At 67.8% G+C, this 17,250-nt stretch carries 15 protein-coding genes; 4 read left to right on the top strand and 11 right to left on the bottom strand.

Translation table 11 applies throughout. The features are described 5' to 3' along the window. Positions 1-105 precede the first annotated feature (105 nt). Entirely contained in the window at positions 106-1,449 is a 1,344-nt protein-coding gene (locus tag ACYP5B_RS39255; RefSeq protein WP_459573209.1) for an amidohydrolase family protein, read from the bottom strand. Between the two features lie 211 nt (positions 1,450-1,660). Here ACYP5B_RS39255 and ACYP5B_RS39250 point away from each other — a divergent pair, with 211 nt between their 5' ends. Further along, a complete protein-coding gene (locus tag ACYP5B_RS39250; protein ID WP_459573208.1) occupies positions 1,661-2,575 on the top strand; it encodes a LysR family transcriptional regulator in 915 nt (304 codons plus the stop codon). A gap of 30 nt (positions 2,576-2,605) precedes the next feature. On the opposite strand, the gene ACYP5B_RS39245 is transcribed toward ACYP5B_RS39250, so the two are convergent. Together ACYP5B_RS39245 and ACYP5B_RS39240 are read right to left on the bottom strand one after the other, a co-directional pair. Further along, positions 2,606-3,484, bottom strand: a complete 879-nt coding sequence (locus ACYP5B_RS39245; RefSeq protein WP_459573205.1) for an NAD(P)-dependent oxidoreductase — start codon at positions 3,482-3,484, stop codon at positions 2,606-2,608. A 55-nt stretch (positions 3,485-3,539) separates the two neighbouring features. Further along, a complete protein-coding gene (locus ACYP5B_RS39240; RefSeq protein WP_459573204.1) occupies positions 3,540-4,607 on the bottom strand; it encodes a maleylacetate reductase in 1,068 nt (355 codons plus the stop codon). A gap of 328 nt (positions 4,608-4,935) precedes the next feature. Between ACYP5B_RS39240 and ACYP5B_RS39235 the strand changes: the two genes are divergently transcribed. Beyond that, positions 4,936-5,928, top strand: a complete 993-nt coding sequence (locus ACYP5B_RS39235; RefSeq protein ID WP_459573203.1) for an alpha/beta hydrolase — start codon at positions 4,936-4,938, stop codon at positions 5,926-5,928. Between the two features lie 31 nt (positions 5,929-5,959). On the opposite strand, the gene ACYP5B_RS39230 is transcribed toward ACYP5B_RS39235, so the two are convergent. Both ACYP5B_RS39230 and ACYP5B_RS39225 read right to left on the bottom strand, forming a co-directional pair. Continuing rightward, complete coding sequence (locus ACYP5B_RS39230; RefSeq protein WP_459573202.1) at positions 5,960-6,328, bottom strand: PIN domain-containing protein; 369 nt, start codon at positions 6,326-6,328, stop codon at positions 5,960-5,962. Then, positions 6,322-6,540: a ribbon-helix-helix protein, CopG family gene (locus tag ACYP5B_RS39225; RefSeq protein WP_459573201.1), complete on the bottom strand. Its 219-nt coding sequence runs from the start codon at positions 6,538-6,540 to the stop codon at positions 6,322-6,324. The genes ACYP5B_RS39230 and ACYP5B_RS39225 overlap by 7 nt, the downstream gene beginning before the upstream one ends. Positions 6,541-6,799: 259 nt before the next feature. Between ACYP5B_RS39225 and ACYP5B_RS39220 the strand changes: the two genes are divergently transcribed. After that, complete coding sequence (locus tag ACYP5B_RS39220) at positions 6,800-8,539, top strand: nitrite/sulfite reductase (RefSeq protein WP_459573200.1); 1,740 nt, start codon at positions 6,800-6,802, stop codon at positions 8,537-8,539. Next, positions 8,532-9,128: a DUF934 domain-containing protein gene (locus ACYP5B_RS39215; RefSeq protein WP_459573199.1), complete on the top strand. Its 597-nt coding sequence runs from the start codon at positions 8,532-8,534 to the stop codon at positions 9,126-9,128. Before ACYP5B_RS39220 ends, ACYP5B_RS39215 begins: the two co-directional genes overlap by 8 nt. On the opposite strand, the gene ACYP5B_RS39210 is transcribed toward ACYP5B_RS39215, so the two are convergent. The 6 genes from ACYP5B_RS39210 to mdlC all read right to left on the bottom strand — a co-directional run bounded on the left by ACYP5B_RS39210 (position 9,094) and on the right by mdlC (position 17,152). Then, on the bottom strand, positions 9,094-9,954 hold the full coding sequence (locus tag ACYP5B_RS39210; protein ID WP_459573198.1) for an alpha/beta fold hydrolase: 861 nt from the start codon (positions 9,952-9,954) through the stop codon (positions 9,094-9,096). The two genes, ACYP5B_RS39215 and ACYP5B_RS39210, sit on opposite strands and share 35 nt — an antisense overlap. 89 nt (positions 9,955-10,043) lie before the next feature. Beyond that, on the bottom strand, positions 10,044-11,171 hold the full coding sequence (locus tag ACYP5B_RS39205) for an alpha-hydroxy-acid oxidizing protein (protein WP_459573197.1): 1,128 nt from the start codon (positions 11,169-11,171) through the stop codon (positions 10,044-10,046). A 35-nt stretch (positions 11,172-11,206) separates the two neighbouring features. Beyond that, positions 11,207-12,589: an MFS transporter gene (locus ACYP5B_RS39200; RefSeq protein WP_459573196.1), complete on the bottom strand. Its 1,383-nt coding sequence runs from the start codon at positions 12,587-12,589 to the stop codon at positions 11,207-11,209. A gap of 166 nt (positions 12,590-12,755) precedes the next feature. Then, the gene (locus ACYP5B_RS39195) at positions 12,756-13,712 is read right to left on the bottom strand and encodes a ketopantoate reductase family protein (RefSeq protein WP_459573278.1); all 957 of its coding nucleotides are present in this window, start codon (positions 13,710-13,712) and stop codon (positions 12,756-12,758) included. Positions 13,713-13,786: 74 nt separating this feature from the next. Beyond that, positions 13,787-15,238 carry an aldehyde dehydrogenase gene (locus tag ACYP5B_RS39190; protein ID WP_459573195.1) on the bottom strand — a complete coding sequence of 484 codons (1,452 nt, stop codon included), beginning with the start codon at positions 15,236-15,238 and terminating at the stop codon, positions 13,787-13,789. A 300-nt stretch (positions 15,239-15,538) separates the two neighbouring features. Beyond that, a complete protein-coding gene (gene mdlC / locus ACYP5B_RS39185) occupies positions 15,539-17,152 on the bottom strand; it encodes a benzoylformate decarboxylase (protein WP_459573194.1) in 1,614 nt (537 codons plus the stop codon). Between the last annotated feature and the right edge of the window lie 98 nt (positions 17,153-17,250).

The following is a 17,250-nucleotide window of genomic DNA, read 5'->3' as shown; positions in this document are numbered from 1 at the left end:
CCCGCCCCTCTCCCGCAGGCGGGAGAGGGGAGCAAACAATTGGCAAACGGCCGGGCTGCCCCTGGAGCCGCCGTCCTGCTTTGCCCCCAGGACATCACTTGCCGCTCACCGCCCCGCCGCCAGCCGTTCGCCCGACTCGCGCAGCGCATCGAGCTTGCCCGGCAGCCCGTCCACCAGCAGCCGGCCGTGGCGCTTGCGTGCCTTGCCTGCCACGAACACGCTGTCGATATTGGCCAGGCTGGCCTGCATCACGATGGCGCTCACCGGGTCGTGCAGCGGCATCATGTTGAGCTTGCGGGCGTCGATCATCACCAGGTCGGCCTGCTTGCCCACGGCCAGCGAACCGATGCGGTCCTGCATGCCGAGCATCCGCGCGCCGGCCAGCGTGATCCAGTCCAGGGCATCGCGGCAGCTCACCGCATGCGCGGGGGCGATCTCGCCGTGCTGCTGGCGGTAGTCGGCATGGTCCAGCGCGCGCTGGATGCCCAGCGCCATGCGCGCGGCGACAAACATCTCGCCGGACAAACCTGACTCCAGGTCCACGCCGAGCGACGGCGCGGCGCCCAGGCGCATGAGCCGGCCGGTGATCGGGAAACCATGGCCCTGCGTCAGCTCGTTCTCGGGCGTGACGGAGAAACTCATGCCCAGCCCGACAAAGCGCGCAAGCTGCGCATCCGTCAGGTTGTTGCCGTGCACGATGTTGATATGGGGACCGAGCAGCCCGGCCTGCTCCAGCCGGTCCCACCCGTGCGGCGTGCGCGCGCTGCCGCCGCCCTGATGCATGCTGGCCAGCAGGCCAAACTCGCGCGCCAGCGCAAAATCGTGCAGCGCCACGTCCAGCGTGGAGTAATGCGGGCCGAGGATGGCCAGGCCGAGGCTTAGCAAGGACGAGCCCTGCAGCCGTTTGGACAGGCGCTCCACTTCGCCGCGCGGGTGTGGCATTTCCCAGAACGGCAGCGCGCCGGGCTTGGGATCGGGTTTGGGCGAGCCGTGCAGGAACGCGGCGCGGATGCCGGATTGCTCCAGCGCGTCCAGCGCGGCATCGCTGTGCGCCGGCGTGGGGTTGTTGTGGCACCAGTCCACCAGCGTGGTGGTGCCGCAGTCGAGCTGGTTCCAGGCACCGACGAGCGTGGCAATGCCAATGTCGTCGGGCGTGAAGCGCGTGGCCAGCCCGGCGTGCATCTGGCGGAAATACTCGGTCAGCGTCCAGCCCGAGGCAACGCCGCGCAGCGCGGTCTGCCACGTGTGCATATGCGCGTTGACAAAACCGGGGGCGACGATGAAGCCGCGGGCGTCGATCAGTTCGGCGCCGTGCGCGTCTTCCACGTCCTTCAGGTCGATATGCGGCGCGATGGCGGCGATGCGTTCGCCATCGATCAACAAGTCGCCGGTGAACTCGCCGAGGGCGGGTTCCATGGTGACCAGGGTGGCCCCGCGTACCAGGATCATGGGTGTGTCTCCGTTGCCTGGCGGCGCTACCTGTGGACAGCGCGCCGCTCTGGGTTTTGTGGGCGCCCTGTTGTGCCTGACAGGCGCTGGAACAAACTCTATACTCCCGGCAAATGGAAAAAAACGACGGATAAGGAAATCTTCTTTCCACCAGGCGAGAAAATCAAAACGGCTCGCGCGGAGGACCAAGGAGCACACGCGGAGACAAGGCATGGACCGTTGGACCGAATTCGAACTCTTCGTCCAGATCGCGGAGTTGGGCAGCATCAGCAAGGCCGCCGAGAGCCTGGACATTTCCAACGCGGCGGCAAGCCGCTACCTCACCTCACTGGAGCAGCGGCTATCGGCGCGGCTGATCGAGCGCAACACGCGCCGTCTTTACCTGACCGATGTGGGGCATGAGTTTTTCCGGCGCTGCAAGGGCGTGCTGACGGAAATGAAGGAGGCAGAAGCTGCGGTCAACGCCAACGTGCTGGAGCCGGGCGGCACGCTGACGGTCACCGCGTCGCTGTCGTTTTCCATGAAGCACCTTGCGCCGCTGCTGCCGGATTTCACCAGCCTCTACCCCAAGGTGGACGTCAATATCCTCGCAGCCAACCGCTACTACGACATCATGGACAGCGGCATCGACCTGGCCATCCGCACGCGCGAGTTCGAGCCGGATTCCGGCCTGACCGTGCGCCGGCTGGCCGAGACGCGCCGCATCCTGGCCGCCTCGCCGCGCTACCTGGACCGCATGGGCACCCCGCGCGAGGTCGACGACCTGCTGCGCCACCACATGCTGATCTACTCGTACGCCAACCGGCCGCACGAGCTGGCCTTCACCCGCAATGGCGAAGAAAAGACGATAACCGTGCGCAGCAAGCTGGAGTCCAACGACGGCCAGGTGATCCGCGTCGCCGCGCTGGAAGGCCTGGGCATCCTGGTGCAGCCCAAGTACATCGTCTACGACGACATCGTGGCGGGCCGGCTGATCCCGTTGCTGGACGACTGGGACCTGCCCCGGCTCACCATCAACATCGCCTTCCAGAGCCGGCGCTACCTGGCCGCCAAGGTGCGCCTGTTCATCGACTACCTGGTGGCGCACTTCGAGCGCATGGACTACGAGCGCAAGTGGACATCGTGACGATGCCCGTACGCTCAGTACGCGTCCCGGCTAGCCGTTGACCGTAGGCAATCCGGCGGCGAGCCGCGCGGACTTGATCACCGCGGCGTAGTCGTCCCCGGCCATGCCCTGCGCGGCGGCGCCCTGCAGCATCTGCCCAAGTAGCGCCGTAAGCGACAGCGGCACGCGCAGGTCGGCGCCCGCATCCAGGATCAGGCCCACGTCCTTGAGCATCTGGTCCACGGTGAAGGTGGGCGTGTAGTCGTTCTCGACCAGTTGCGCCGACTTGGCCTTGACGATGGGCGCGGCCACCGCGCTGGCGGTGATCACGGACCACATGTCCTGCCATTTGAGGCCGCCCTTGGCGCCCAGCGCCAGCGCTTCGGCCAGCATGCCGGAGGTCAGGCCGATCATCAGGTTCACCACCAGCTTCATCAGGCGCGCTTCCTCCGCTTCGCCCAGGTAGAACTGGCTCGGTCCGAGCGCGGTCAGCAGTGGCTTAGCCACGGCATAGGCGGCCGCCGGGCCGGACACCAGTGCGGTGAGTTGCGCCGCCTCCGCCATCTTGTTGTTGCCGGATACCGTCACGCGCAGGTACTGGATGTTGCGCTGCGCCAGCGCGGCAGCCACGCGGGCGGATGCTTGCGGCGACACCGTGCTGGTGTCGATATACAGCGTGCCCGGCGCGGCCAGTTCGGCCACTTGCGCGCCTACGGCCTCGAAGGCCGCGTCGTGCGGCAGCGAGCTGAACACAACGTCCTTGCCGGCGGTTGCCTGCGCGAGCGATCCGGTGGTCTTCAGCCCGGCCTGGCGCGCGGCTTCCAGCACGGCGGGCGACAAGTCGAAGCCTTCCACCGAATGCCCGGCCGCGGCCAGGTGACGTCCCATGGGCAAGCCCATCTTGCCGATTCCGATAAAGCCGATCTGCATTGCTCGTCTCCAGTATGTTGTGTGTTCGGGGTGGCTCGGGGTGGTTCTGGGCGGCTCAGTCCGGGCGCACGCCTTCAAACGCCGCCTGCAGCAACTCGCGGATCGGCGCACGCTCGATCGGGCGCGGATTCCAGTAGGGATTGGCCAGGGCGATATCCGCGGCGCGGTCCAGGTCCTCGGCCTTCATGCCGATGTCGCGCAGCGCAGTGGCCGCGCCGTGGCGGGCGGCCAGGTCGTAGAGCGCCGCGGCGGCGGAGACGCCTTCGCTGCCCATGGCCCGGCGGATCCGCGCCATGGCATCCGGCGCGGCCAAGGCGTTATAGGCCATGGCATGCGGCAGCACCACCGTATGCGTCTCGGCATGGGGCAGGTTGAAGCTGCCGCCAAGCGTATGGCACAGCTTGTGATGCAGCGCCATGCCGACGCTGCCCAGCACCGAGCCGCACAGCCATGCGCCGTAGAGGCAGTCGGCGCGGGCATCCAGGTCGGTGGGCGCAGCGAACACGCGGGGAATGCCGCTGGCCAGCGCCCGGATGCCCTCCTCCGCCATCAGCGACGTCACCGGATTGGCATCTTCGGCGTACAGCCCCTCGGCAGCGTGGGCGATGGCGTTCAGGCCGCTGGTCACGCTCAAGGCCACCGGCAGGCCCACGGTCAGCGCGGGATCGTAGATCACGGTGCGCGGCAGCACGCGCGGGTCGCGGCCGGTTTTCTTCAGGCCGGCGTCGGTGAGGCCGTAGATCGGCGTCATCTCCGAGCCGGCATAGGTAGTGGGAATCGCCAGGATCGGCAGGCCCGAGGTCAGCGCAATGGCTTTGCCAAGCCCGGTGGTCGAGCCGCCGCCAAGGGCGATCATGCAGTCCGCGCCCATCTCCTGCGCGTGCGCAATCGCAGCGCGGGCGGATTCCACCGGCACGTGCATCACCGCGCCGGGATAAATGCCGGCGGACAACGGCCCGAGCGCGTCGGACAGCCGCGTCGCGTCTTCGGCCTGGTTGGGCGTGCACAGCACCAGCGCCCGCTTGGCCCCGAGCCGCTCCAGTTCCTGCCCCACCTGGCCCAGGGTCCCCGCCCCAAACAGCACGCGCATGGGCTGCGCCACGTATGTGAATGACGTTGGCATGGCTTTGTCTTCCTCCGCAAGGATCGGGCGGTGCCCGCTTGTCGTGTGTCTTGTCCGGCGCTTGTAGCCATGGGCAGCAAAGGGCCACAGCCAGCGGACGCGTCAACGCACGTTAGCCTTCCACTGAGAGGAAAGAAATACCGGAATGGGAAAACACTCTTGACGCCAGTGGAAGAATTCGCGCATTCCCGCATTCCATTAGCGGACGTCACTCGGGGTCGGAATCGTGCTAGTTTCCGGACTGGACTAGCGCACTTTCCGATGCTTCCCGAAAAGCGCGCTCCCCGCTGCGACCCCACCCACTGTGCAAAGCGAAAAAGCGAATACCGTGAAACTTCGATCCGCCACGCTCGCCGTCTCCGCCATCGTCTGCGTGGTGCTCCTGGCCCTTGCCGCCGCGCTGGCCATGGGCGGCCCGACCCGGCCAAAGCCGATGGTGAGCATCAGCGATCCGTTCAAGGACGTGGACTTCTCCGCGCTCGCGGCCCCCGCCCGCTACGCGGCACGCGACGGCACGCAGCTCACCTACCGCCGCTATCCACCCGCCGGCGGCCTGCCCGGCCGGGGCAGCGTGATCCTGGTGCATGGCTCCTCGGCCAACAGCCAAAGCATGCATCCGCTCGCGCAAAGCTTCGCGCAGGCGGGCTTCACCGCCTACGCGCTGGACATGCGCGGCCATGGAGCCTCAGGCCCGCGCGGTGATATTGCCTATGTCGGGCAGCTCGATGACGACCTGGAAGACTTTGTGCGCGCCGTTCAGCCCGCCGGCCCGAAGACGCTGGTGGGCTTTTCTTCAGGCGGCGGATTTGCGCTGCGCGTGGCCGGCGGCGCCCGGCAGTCCCTGTTCGACAACTACCTGTTCATGGCACCCTATACGAACCGTCGGGCGCCCACTGCGCGCCCGGACGCAGGCGGCTGGGTCTCGGTCGGCGTGCCGCGCGTGATCGCGCTCACGCTGCTGAACCGGATCGGCATCACCGCCTTCAACCACTTGCCCATACTGGCCTTTGCCGTCAACGACGCACCGCGCGCCGAGCTGACGCCGTCCTATTCCTATGCGCTGGCGACCAACTTCCAGCCCTATGAGGACTACCAGCGCAATATCCGCGAGATTCACAAGCCGGCGGCGGTATTGGCAGGGCAGGACGACGAAGTGTTTGTCGCCGACAGGTATGCACAGGTGTTCGCCGAGGCGGGCCGCCCGGATATCCCGGTAACGCTGGTGCCCGGTACCGGCCACATCATGCTCACCCTGTCGCCGGCCGCCCGCTCGGCAGCCGTGCAGGCCGTGGAGCGGCTGGATGGGGGGAGTAGACGATGACTTGCGCGGCGCGGCGAGGGAGCGCTCGCGTTTATGTGAGTTGATAGGGTATCCGCACGCCTGGCTCGTTCATTGAAAAGTCTTTGGTATTGCGTGTGACCAGCAACATGGAGTGCGCTTGGGCGCAAGCCCAGATAATCGCGTCTGGCAGCTTGATCCGTGCTGCTTTTCGAATCTGGACCGCGCGAGAGGATACGGCATCATCGACTGCGATCACACGGAACGAATTGAGCCACGCGCGCAATGTCTGTTCCTCATCGGCCGTAGCGCCGACCAGCACCTCCATCCAGGTGATGACACTGATCGCCCTTGACTCGTAGCGGCGCATCTCGATCATCGCCTCTTCGATTCCGTTCAGGTGGTCGATCAGGATATTGGTGTCGAAGAGCGCGTTCACCACTCCTCCCGAAGCTTTTCCTGATACTCAAGGCCATCCACCTTGCGGTTCTTCCAAAGCCCGAAGGTGTCAGAGGCAAGGCCAGGCTTACGCTGCGCTATATACGCTTGAATCGCTTCGCGAATGACTACCGCCCGAGGGCGCTTTTCTGCCTCGACGATGGCTGTCAGCTCTTGAAGCTGCTCCTCCGTGACGTCAACCAGGATGCGACTCATGATGAACCTGAGGATGATATGTGATATGCGCATCGTATATCATCCAACTTTGCATAACAAGAGCGCCGTCGCGGCACTCCATTTCGCGCGGGTTCCCGGCGTAAGGCCTCACGCCCGGCATGGCATCTGCTCCGGCCCGAACAGGCACCATCTGCTCCTGTTCGGCGCGGGCAAGGGGCGCTAGCCTGATGGCTACCCACAAGCCCCTCGCCGGCGGGGCGAACTCCCCTTCCCCGCACGGCACACCTGGAAGTGCTCCATGTATGTGTATGACACCGTCGACCAGCAACTGGTCGACCAGCGCGTTGCGCAGTTCAGCGGCCAGACTGAACGGTTTCTCAGCGGCCAGCTCACCGAGGACGAGTTCCGCGTGCTGCGGCTGCAGAACGGCCTCTATATCCAGCGGCATGCGCCCATGCTGCGCGTGGCGATCCCCTACGGCATGCTGGTGTCGCGGCAACTGCGCAAGCTGGCCGAGATAGCGCGCCGCTGGGACCGCGGTTACGGGCACTTCAGCACGCGGCAGAACATGCAGTTCAACTGGCCGCGCCTGGAAGACGCGCCCGCCATCCTGGCGGAGCTGGCGACAGTGCAGATGCATGCGATCCAGACCAGCGGAAACTGCATCCGCAACACCACCACCGACCATTTCGCCGGGCTGGCGCCGGATGAGATCGTGAACCCGCTGGTGTGGTGCGAGATCATCCGCCAGTGGTCGATGCTGCACCCGGAGTTTGCCTTCCTGCCGCGCAAGTTCAAGATCGCGGTGAGCGGCGCCACCACGGACCGCGCGGCGGTGGGCGTGCACGACATCGGCCTGCAGGCCGTGGAGCGCGACGGCGAGCTTGGCTTCCGGGTGTGGGTGGGCGGCGGCATGGGCCGCACGCCGATGGTGGGCAAGCTGATCAACGCCTTCGTGCATTGGTCGGATTTGCTCACCTACCTGCAGGCCACGCTGCGGGTCTACAACCTGCACGGCCGACGCGACAACAAGTACAAGGCGCGCATCAAGATCCTGGTCAAGGACCTGACGCCGGGCGTGTTCGCGCAACAGGTGGACGAGCAATGGCAGCGGATCCGCGGCGGCCCGGACACGGTCAGCGCGGACTTCGTGGCCGGCGTGGCGAGCCGCTTCACCACGCCCGCCTATGACCCCGCCGCGGCGCACGAGGACGGGCCCAGCCCTGCCCTGGCGGCGGCGCATCCACGCTTTGCCCGCTGGCTGCGCAGCAATGTGCATGCGCATCGCGTGCCCGGCTACGCCGCCGTGACCGTCTCGCTGAAAGCCACCGGCACGCCGCCGGGCGACATTACCGCCGACCAGATGGATGCGGTGGCGGACCTGGCGCAGCGCTACGGCTTTGGCGAGCTGCGCGTCTCGCACGAGCAGAACCTGATCCTTGCCGACGTGCGCCGCGGCGCGCTGTTCGCGCTCTGGCAGGAGTTGGACGCGTTGAACCTGGCGACGGCGAACATCGGCCTGCTCACCAATATCATTGCCTGCCCGGGCGGGGATTTCTGCTCGCTGGCCAACGCGGTGTCGATCCCCCTGGCCGAGGCCATCCAGCGCCGCTTTGACGACCTGGACTACCTGTTCGAAATCGGCGAGCTGGACCTGAACATCTCCGGATGCATCAACTCATGCGGGCACCACCACGTGGGCCATATCGGCATCCTCGGCGTGGACAAGGCCGGCGAGGAGTGGTACCAGGTGACCATCGGCGGGCGTCAGAACGGCGCGGCCGGCCACGCCCTGCTGGAACAGCACAAGGGCGGCGGCGCCGCCATCGGCCGCATCATCGGCCCGTCGTTCGCGCGCGATGAAATCCCGGACGTGGTGGCGCTGCTGATCGATACCTACCTGTCCCTGCGCGACAGCGAGGCGGAGCGGTTTATCGACGTGGTGGAGCGGGTTGGCCCGGAGCCCTTCAAGCAGGCGGTCTACCAGGACCCGAGGATCGTCGCGCGGCGGCAGCAAGCGGAGGAAGCCCGTGCCTGATCACAAATCCACGCAGCCCCTGAAAAATGTGATTCGCAACGGCCAGCTCGAAGCAGACATCTGGCGCGCCTTCGTGTCGGACGAGAGCGCGTCTGTTTCGGCATCGGCATCGGCATCGGCAGCGCACGCCATGCCGCCAGACGAAGACGGCTGGCTGGTCACCCTTGGCACGTGGCGGGCAGCCCGCGACACGCTACGCCTGCGCCGCCACCCGGTGGCCGTCTACCTCGGCCCGGATGCCGACCCTGAAAACTTGCTCGAAGCGGACGCGGCCACCATCGATGCCACCGGCATCGCGCACCTGGCGATCGATTTCCCGGTCTATACGGACGGGCGCGGCTATTCGCTGGCGCAGCTGCTGCGCACGCAATATGGCTGGGCCGGCGAGCTGCGCGCGGTGGGCGACGTGATGATTGACACGGTGCACTACATGGCGCGTTGCGGCTTTGATGCCTTCGCCGTCAAGCCGAGCCACGACCCGCAGGCAGCACTTGCGGCGCTGGGCACGTTCACGGTGCATTACCAGAAGACGTATTCGGCGGTCGCCGCGCCGGCTATTTCGGCAGCCAGCCGTCCAGCAGCGCGTTGACTGGCTCGTGGGCCTCGTACTGGACCCAGTGGCCCGCGTTGGCAATGACGCGGCCTTCGCGGCGCGGGCTGTCCTGGGTCATCGCCGCGATGGCCGGGACAGGATCCGCCGTGACATCGTGCTCGCCCCAGGCCAGCAGCACCTCGCCGCCGAAGCGGTCCAGCGCATCGCGCAGGTCGCCGGAGCGCGAGATGTTCTTGCTGCGAAAGCGCGTGTGCCGGCATGACTCGGTATGCGCGTACATCGCCATGGCATCGACCTTGGCCGGGTCGGCAATCATGAACGCCTCCAGGTTATAACGCATCGCCACCGCCAGGGCCTCGGCGTCCTGCGCCTGGCGCCAGTCCACCAGCGCGCGCTGCTGGCGGCGGATGCCGCCGTGCCCGCCCGAGCCCATCAGCGCCAGCCGCGGCACGGTGCCGAGCGACGCCGCCACGTTGGCGGCAACCAGCCCGCCGAAGGAGAAGCCGACGAGGCTGACGGCCTGCGCGCAGCCGGGCAACTGCCGGATGCTCTTGACGAGCGTGCCGGTCATCACCGAAAGATCGCTGGCAATATCGTCCGACTCGCCAAATCCCGGCATGTCCGGCGCCCACACCGTGCGGTGCGCGGCCAGCGCCTCGATATTGCGCGCCCAGTGCAGCCAGCTGCCATGCCCGCCATGCAGCAGGACCACGGGTTGCCCCTGGCCAAAGCGGCGCCAGACCATGCGGCAGCCGTCGGCATCGGTGACGATCCGTTGCGCCCGATGCGCCAGGGCGGCCGCCTGCGCTTCGGGTTGGGCTGATGTGACGGGGGTTTTGCTGCTCGTCTGGGTCATTGGCATAGGCGCGCGCCGAATGGCCTCCTGGCGCGGCTATCTGCCTCGGCGCACCTGGGGATGCCGGCCGCGCGAAAGACGGTTCCGATCCCGGATCATAGCGAATTCCGGATGTACCGTCCTGGCCAAAGCGAGACGACGTCCGGGCAACCAAGCAGCGCCAGGGTCCGGTCGATGTCGGCCACGAACATGGCCAGTACCTCGTCCACGCCGGTCTCGCCACGCGCGGCAAGGCCGTAGAGCAAGGGCCTGCCGAGCATGACGGCGCGTGCCCCTAGCGCCAGCGCCTTGACGACGTCCCGGCCGTTGCGAAAGCCGCTGTCCACCAGCGTCTGCGCGCCGCCGACGGCCGCCACCACCTCGGGCAATACAGAGATCGGCGCCGCAAGATCCGCGAGTTGCCGGCCGCCATGATTCGACACGATGACGCCGTCCGCGCCGAGTGCCACGCAGCGCGCGGCGTCGCGGGCATTCAGGATGCCTTTGACGTACAGCTCGCGCGGCCACATGTCGCGCAACGCGGCGAGGTCGTCCCAGCAGAAGCTGGCGTCCATGCGACGCTGGAGCAATGCAGCCTGGGCGCCGGCATCGGCACCGCCATCCACGTTAGGCAGCGTCGGCAAGCCATGCCGGCATTGCCGGATCGTCCACGCGGGGTGCAACGCCGCATCTGCCACGATGCGCGGCGTCAGGCGCAACGGCACCGCGAAGCCGTTGCGCAGGTCGCGCTCGCGCCGTCCGTTCACGGTCACGTCCGTGGTCAGCACCAGAGCTTCATAGCCGGCAGACAGCGCGCCCTTGACCAGCGCGCGGGCGTGCTCTCGCTGCACCACATAGAGCTGGAACCACAGCCTGCCGCCGGCACGGCGCGCCACCTCCGCCAGCGCCACGTTGGACGCGGTGGACAGCGTGAACGGAATGCCAGCGCGGGCGGCGGCGCGCGCGAGCATCACGTCGCCATCGGGCCGGCAGGCGCCGTTCAGTCCCATCGGCGCGACGACCAGCGGCGCCGCGCTGCGCGCGCCCGCCAGGGTGGCCGACAGGTCCCGCGCGCTCACATCGGTCAGGCGCGCCGGGTCCAGCAACAGGGCATCGAGCGCATCGCGATTGCGCCGGATCCCGGACTCGTCATCCGCGCCGCCTTCTATGTAGTCGAATACGATGCGGGGCAGCCGGCGCTGCGCCAGGCGCCGGTACGCTTCGAGATTGAGGAGCGCCGTCATGCCGTATGCCGGGGAGGTTGCATGGAGCCAGGGCCTCAGGAACGTGCGAGGACCGCGTCACCCCTGGCCAGCGGGCGCGCCAGCTTCGGGATATGCCCCTTGACCGCAAGCAGCGCCACCAGCACGGCGGCCATCGCCGCGCCGAGCATGCCGAGGTAGGACGACGCGCCACCCGCGGTGATCACCGCCGCGCCGGCGAAGGCGCTGAGAATTGCCCCGAGGCGGCCAAAGGCCAGCGCCGACGCCGTGCCGGTGGCCCGTACGGCTGTGGGATACACGAAGGCACACAGCGCGTACATGGTCGACTGGACCGCATTGACGAACATGCCATGCACGCCCAGGCCAAAGATCAGCAACCCCGTACTGTGGCGGACATCCACGCCTTGCAGCAGCAGCGCGCTGGCCGCACCGCCGGCGCAACAGATCGCCAGCGGCCAGCGCGAGCCGAAGCGCGCGATGGCAACCGCGCAGCACAGCGCGCCGATGACGCCGCCGAGGTTGTAGGCGGTCAGGCCGGAGCCCGCGACCGCCACGTTCAGTCCCTCCGATGCCAGCATGGTCGGCAGCCAGCTAAAGGCGCTGTAGACGGCCAGCAGGCACATGAAGAATGCGCACCAGATCGCCAGCGTGTCGCGCGCCTGCCCGGGCGCGAACAGCGCGCCGAAGCCCTTGCGGCTCTCCGCCCCGCGCTCGGCCAGGTCGGTGAAGGCCGCGTCCGCCGGCAGCGGCCTGGACATGCGGCCGAGCAGCCGGCGCAGTTCGCCCCACCGCTTCGGGCGGCGCACCAGGAAGCGCGGCGACTCCGGCAGGACCAGCATCAGCAGCACGCCCAGGCCCAGCGGCAGGGCGCCGCCGATAAAAAACAAGCCGCGCCAGCCATAGGCCGGCAGGACCACGCCGGCGAACAGGCCGGCCAGCATGCCGCCAAGCGGCACGCAGACGATGGTGGCCGTCACCGCCAGCGTACGGCTGCGTGCCGGGGTGAACTCGGCCGTCATGGTGGTGGAGCTTGGCAACGCGCCGCCGATGCCAAGCCCGGCGATCAGGCGCAGCACGGCGATCGTCGTCGTGTCCGGAGCGAAGCCGATGGCGCAGGTAGCCGCGCCGAACAGGAAGACACTGCCGATCACGGCCCACCTGCGGCCAAAGCGATCCGCGAACAGGCCCGCGCACGCGCTGCCGATGCCCATGCCCACCAACCCGGCCGCCACCGCGGGTGCGAAGGCGCTGCGGGTGATGCCCCATTCCTTGATCAGCACGGGTATCGCGAAGCCGATCAACTGGCCATCGAACCCGTCCATCACGATGGACAGCGCCGCCAGCATCACGACGACCTTCTGCATGGTCGTGTAAGGGCCGTCGTCGAGCACGCTGCCCACATCGATCGACGCGCCGGCTTGTTGCAGGTTAGCGCTCATGATGACGCTCCACGGCGGATTGAAATGCGGCCCGCGGCAATGGCGCGGAACAGATGGGTATGCATGCGTGTCTCCTGTCGATGGGCGCTTTGGCCGGGGCCAGCGCTTTTTTGTATTTCGTATTGCGTATTGCGTATCGCGCCTTGAGGCTATGGCGGGCCGTGGCTCAGTGCTGCCGGAGCGGACTGGCGCCCTGTCCGCCGCTTGCCGCCCTGGCCTCGATCAGCCGGACGAGTTGCAGCAGGCTCTCGGTGCAGGGCACCGGCACCCCGTGGCGCCGCGCCGCGGCCACCACGGCGCCGTTGATCGCATCGATCTCGGTGCGCCGGGCGGCAAGGATGTCCTGCAGCATGGAAGGCTTGTGGCCGATGTGGTGGCCGATGGCGTGCAACACGTTGGCGCCGACCTTGTCCGCATCGACAGCCACGCCATGACGCCTGGCCACGGCCAGCACCTCGGCCACCACGCAGAAGGCGAGCGCCGGGCCATCCGGGATGCTGCCCAACTGGTCCACGGTGCTGCCGGTGACCGCGCACAGGGGATTCAGCGCGGCGTTGAACGCCACCTTCTCCCAGATGGCGGCCCACACATCCGCGTCAGCAGTGCAGTGCAGCCCCGCGCGCTCCAGCGCCGCTACCGTCCCCGCCACGGCGGGCCGGTCCACACCATCGGCGCTCATCATCCGGGTCCCGCCCTCGCCGTGCGAATGCACGTGCCCGGGGCCAACCAGGTCGGCCGGCCATGTGGTGACGCCGATGAGAAGCCGCTGCGCGGGAACGAACTCCCCGATCGCCTCGACGCTGCCCAGGCCATTCTGCAGCGTCAGCACGTTCGTGCCCGGGCCGAGCAGGTGGCGCACGCCTGCCATCGCGGCGCGCGTGTGCATGGATTTGGTGAAGACGATAAGCAGATCGGGGATGGCGTGCGCCTGTTCCGGGCGCACCGCCCGCATGCCGTGGACCCGCCGGTCCGCCTCATCTGTCTGCAGGCGCAGGCCAAAGCGGCGGATCGCGTCGAGATGCGCGTCGTTAATATCGAGCAAGGTAACGGCATGGCCCGCTTCGGCAAGGCGTCCGCCGAACAGCGAGCCCATGGCCCCGGCCCCGAGAATTGCGATCTTGATCATAGGCCTCGCCGGGATCCGGCGTTGGTTGGATGGAAGTGTTCCGGCGTGGCGGCAACCCGGCCGCCTGCGGCCTAGAACTGGTAGCGGCGCGGCGTCGTCTGCACGGTGACCCAGCGCAGGTCGGTGAACTCGGCAATGCCGGCCTGCCCGCCAAAGTGGCCAAACCCGCTGCTCTTCACGCCGCCGAAGGGCATCTGCGCCTCGTCGTGCACCGTCGGGCCATTGATATGGCAGATGCCGGATTGAATGCGCCTGGCCACGTTCATGGCCCGCGCCACGTCGCGGCTGAACACCGCCGACGAAAGCCCGTACTCGTTATCGTTGGCGCAGGCGATGGCCTCGGCTTCGCCGCTGACGCGCACGATGGGCTTGACCGGGCCGAACGACTCTTCCGCGTAGATCCGCATCTGCGGCGTGACGTGATCAAGCAGCGTGGCCGGCATCAGGGTGCTGTCCGCCTTGCCGCCGCACAGCAGCTTCGCGCCTTTGGCCAGGGCGTCGTCGATCAGCGCGTTGCAGCGCTCAACCGTGCTCATGTCCACCACGGAGCCCAGCACCACCGGGCCCTTGCGCGGGTCGCCCAGCGGTAGCGAGCTGGCCTTGGCGGCCAGTTGCGCGACAAAGGCGTCGGCGATCTTGTTGTCGACGATGATGCGCTCGGTCGACATGCAGATCTGGCCGGAGTTGGCGAACGCGCCAAAGGCGGCACCGGCAACGGCGGCATCGATGTCGGCATCGTCCAGCACCAGCAACGGGGCCTTGCCGCCCAGCTCAAGCACCACCGGCTTCAAGTGTCTGGCACAGCTGGCGGCGATGACCTTGCCCACTCTGGTGGAGCCGGTGAAGTTCACGCGCCGTACCGCCGGATGGGCGATCATGGCTTCCACGAGTTCGCCCGCATCGGCCGGCGCATTGGTGACGAAGTTCACCACGCCCTTGGGCAGGCCGGCCTCCTGCAGGGCTTCGATGATCAGGCCGTGGGTGGCGGGACAGATTTCCGAGCCCTTGAGCACCACGGTATTGCCGCAGGCCAGCGGCAAGGCGATGGCGCGTACGGCCAGGATGACCGGGGCGTTCCACGGTGCCATGCCAAGCACCACGCCGGCCGGCTGGCGCACGCCCATGGCCAGGCTGCCCGGCACGTCCGACGGAATGACCTCGCCATGGATCTGCGTGGTCAGGCAGGCCGCTTCGAGCAAGCCGGCCGCGGCCAGGTGCACGTTGAAGCCAGCCCACATGGCGGACGCGCCGGTCTCGGCGGCCATCGCGGCGGCAAAGGCTTCGCCCCTGGCTTCCAGCGCATGCGCGGCCTTGGTCAGCAGCGCGCGGCGCTCGCTCGGGCCGATGGCGGCCCAGGCGTCGAAGGCCGCGGCGGCGGCATCCACCGCCGACAGCGCATCGGCTACCGTGGCGGCCGGGGCAACGGTGGCTACCTCGCCGTCCAGCGGATTGCGGCGCTCGAAGGTGGCGCCATTGCCTGCCTGGCGTTGTTGGCCGTCGATCAGCAACGAAATCTTCTGCATCCTTGTCTCCTGTGTTTGCTTCACGTTAATTGGCTCCGCACCGGGTTACTCGTCGGCGTCGACCGATGCCGCCGGTTCGCTCCCCTCTCCCGCCTGCGGGAGAGGGGCCGGGGGAGAGGGCGGGCGCTCGTCATGCCTTCGTGCTGGACAAAACCATTGGCTTCGCTTCAAGTGGCTCCTAGCCGAACCGCCCCTCTCCCCGTGAGGGGAGAGGGAGTAACTGCCGTCGTCATCGCAAGCGGTTCTGGCGCATCCTGTCGGCTTCGACCGATGCCTCAGCTTTGCATCACCTAATGCGAGTCAGGCAACCTCGACCTCTACCAAAAACGGTACCGGCACGCGCAGACCCTGGGCCAGCGCGTCGCGCAGCAATGCGGCGTCGCGCACGCACACGCCTTCGCAGCCCATCCCCTTGGCCAGCGCCACAAAATCGATCCCCGGCAGGTCCGTGCCCTGTACCGGATCGGTCGCGGCGAAGCCGAACTCCGGCGCGAAATCCTGTAGCGCGGCGTAGCGCGCATTGTTGAGGATCACGAAGGTGATCGGCAGCTTGAGCTGGACCGCGCTCCAGATGGCCTGGATCGAGTACATGCTGGAGCCGTCGCCGATCAGCGCGATGACCCGCGAGCCGGGCCGCGCCAGCGCCACGCCAACCGCGGCAGGCATGCCATAGCCCAGGCCGCCACTGTCCATCGTGTAGAAGGTGCCACTGCGCGTGAAGGGCAGGTAGCCCTGCATGACGGGCCGCGCGCTGGGCGCTTCCTCCACCACGATGTCGGCAGCGTCGCGCACCTCGGCCAGGGTCTGGAGCACGTAGGCGGTGGACATCAGCGGTGCCGGTTCGGCACGCGGGCGCGGCGGGCGCGGCGCGGGCAGCGCACGCATCCTTGACGCGGGCCGCGCGAGCAGGTCGAGCACGCCGAGCCGGATATTGCCCACCACCGATGCGCCGACCGGCGTCCAGGCCGCGATGGCGGGATCGTCGATCAGCTGATACAGCGTGGCGCCCTCCGGCACGTGGGGGCCGGCGCCTTCCACATGGTAGGTAAAGGCCGGCGCGCCCAGCACCAGGATCAGGTCGTGCCCGCCCAACAGGCCGACGATCTTCTCGCGCATGGCGGGCAGGAAACCGGCGAACAGGCGATGGTCTTCCGGGAAGCCGCAGCGCCCGGACATGGGCGCCACATAGACGCGCGCATTGTGCGTCTCGGCCAGGCGCACCACCTCGTCCCACGCACCGGCGCGATCGACCGCGCCGCCGATGACGAAGGCCGGCCGCTCGCAGGCATCCAGCGCGGCGCCAATGCGCCCGATCGCCACCGGATCGGGCCGCACCTCGGTGCTGACGGCGCGCGCGGCCACCAGTTCGGCCGGCTGGTCCCAGTCGTCCACCGGGATCGAGACCAGCACGGGGCCGCGCGGCTCCTGCATCGCCACGTAATAGGCCCGCGCGATGGCCAGCGGCACATCCGCGGCGCGCGCGGGCTCGATGCTCCACTTGACGTACGGCTTGGCCAGCTCGGTGGCCTGCGTGGACGACAGGAAGGGATCGAATGGCAGGATCGAGCGCGCCTGCTGGCCCGCCGTGATGATCATCGGCGTGCGGTTCTTGAACGCGGTGAAGATATTGCCCATGGCGTTACCCACGCCGGCCGCCGAATGCAGGTTGACCAGCGACGCATTGCGGCTGGCCTGCGCATAACCGTCGGCCATGCCCACCACCACCGCCTCCTGCAGCCCGAGCACGTAGCGGAAGTCGGCGGGGAAATCCCGGAACATCGGCAACTCGGTCGAGCCAGGATTGGCAAACACCGAGGTGATGCCAAACTGGCGCAGCAGGTCGATCACGGCGTCGCGCACGGTGATGGTTGCGTTGCGCGCGGCGTCCGCCACGGTTGTCGTGCTACCGCTCATGCAAATCTCTCCCGTCGATGAATTCGGTTGAACGCCTGGCCCAAGGCCGGCGCTTGCTTGGTGCGCAAAGTATGCGAGCCCGACCCTTAATTGAATAT

It is taken from the genome of Cupriavidus sp. 8B (assembly GCF_054589115.1).
This window is presented reverse-complemented; position numbering and strand designations above follow the sequence as displayed.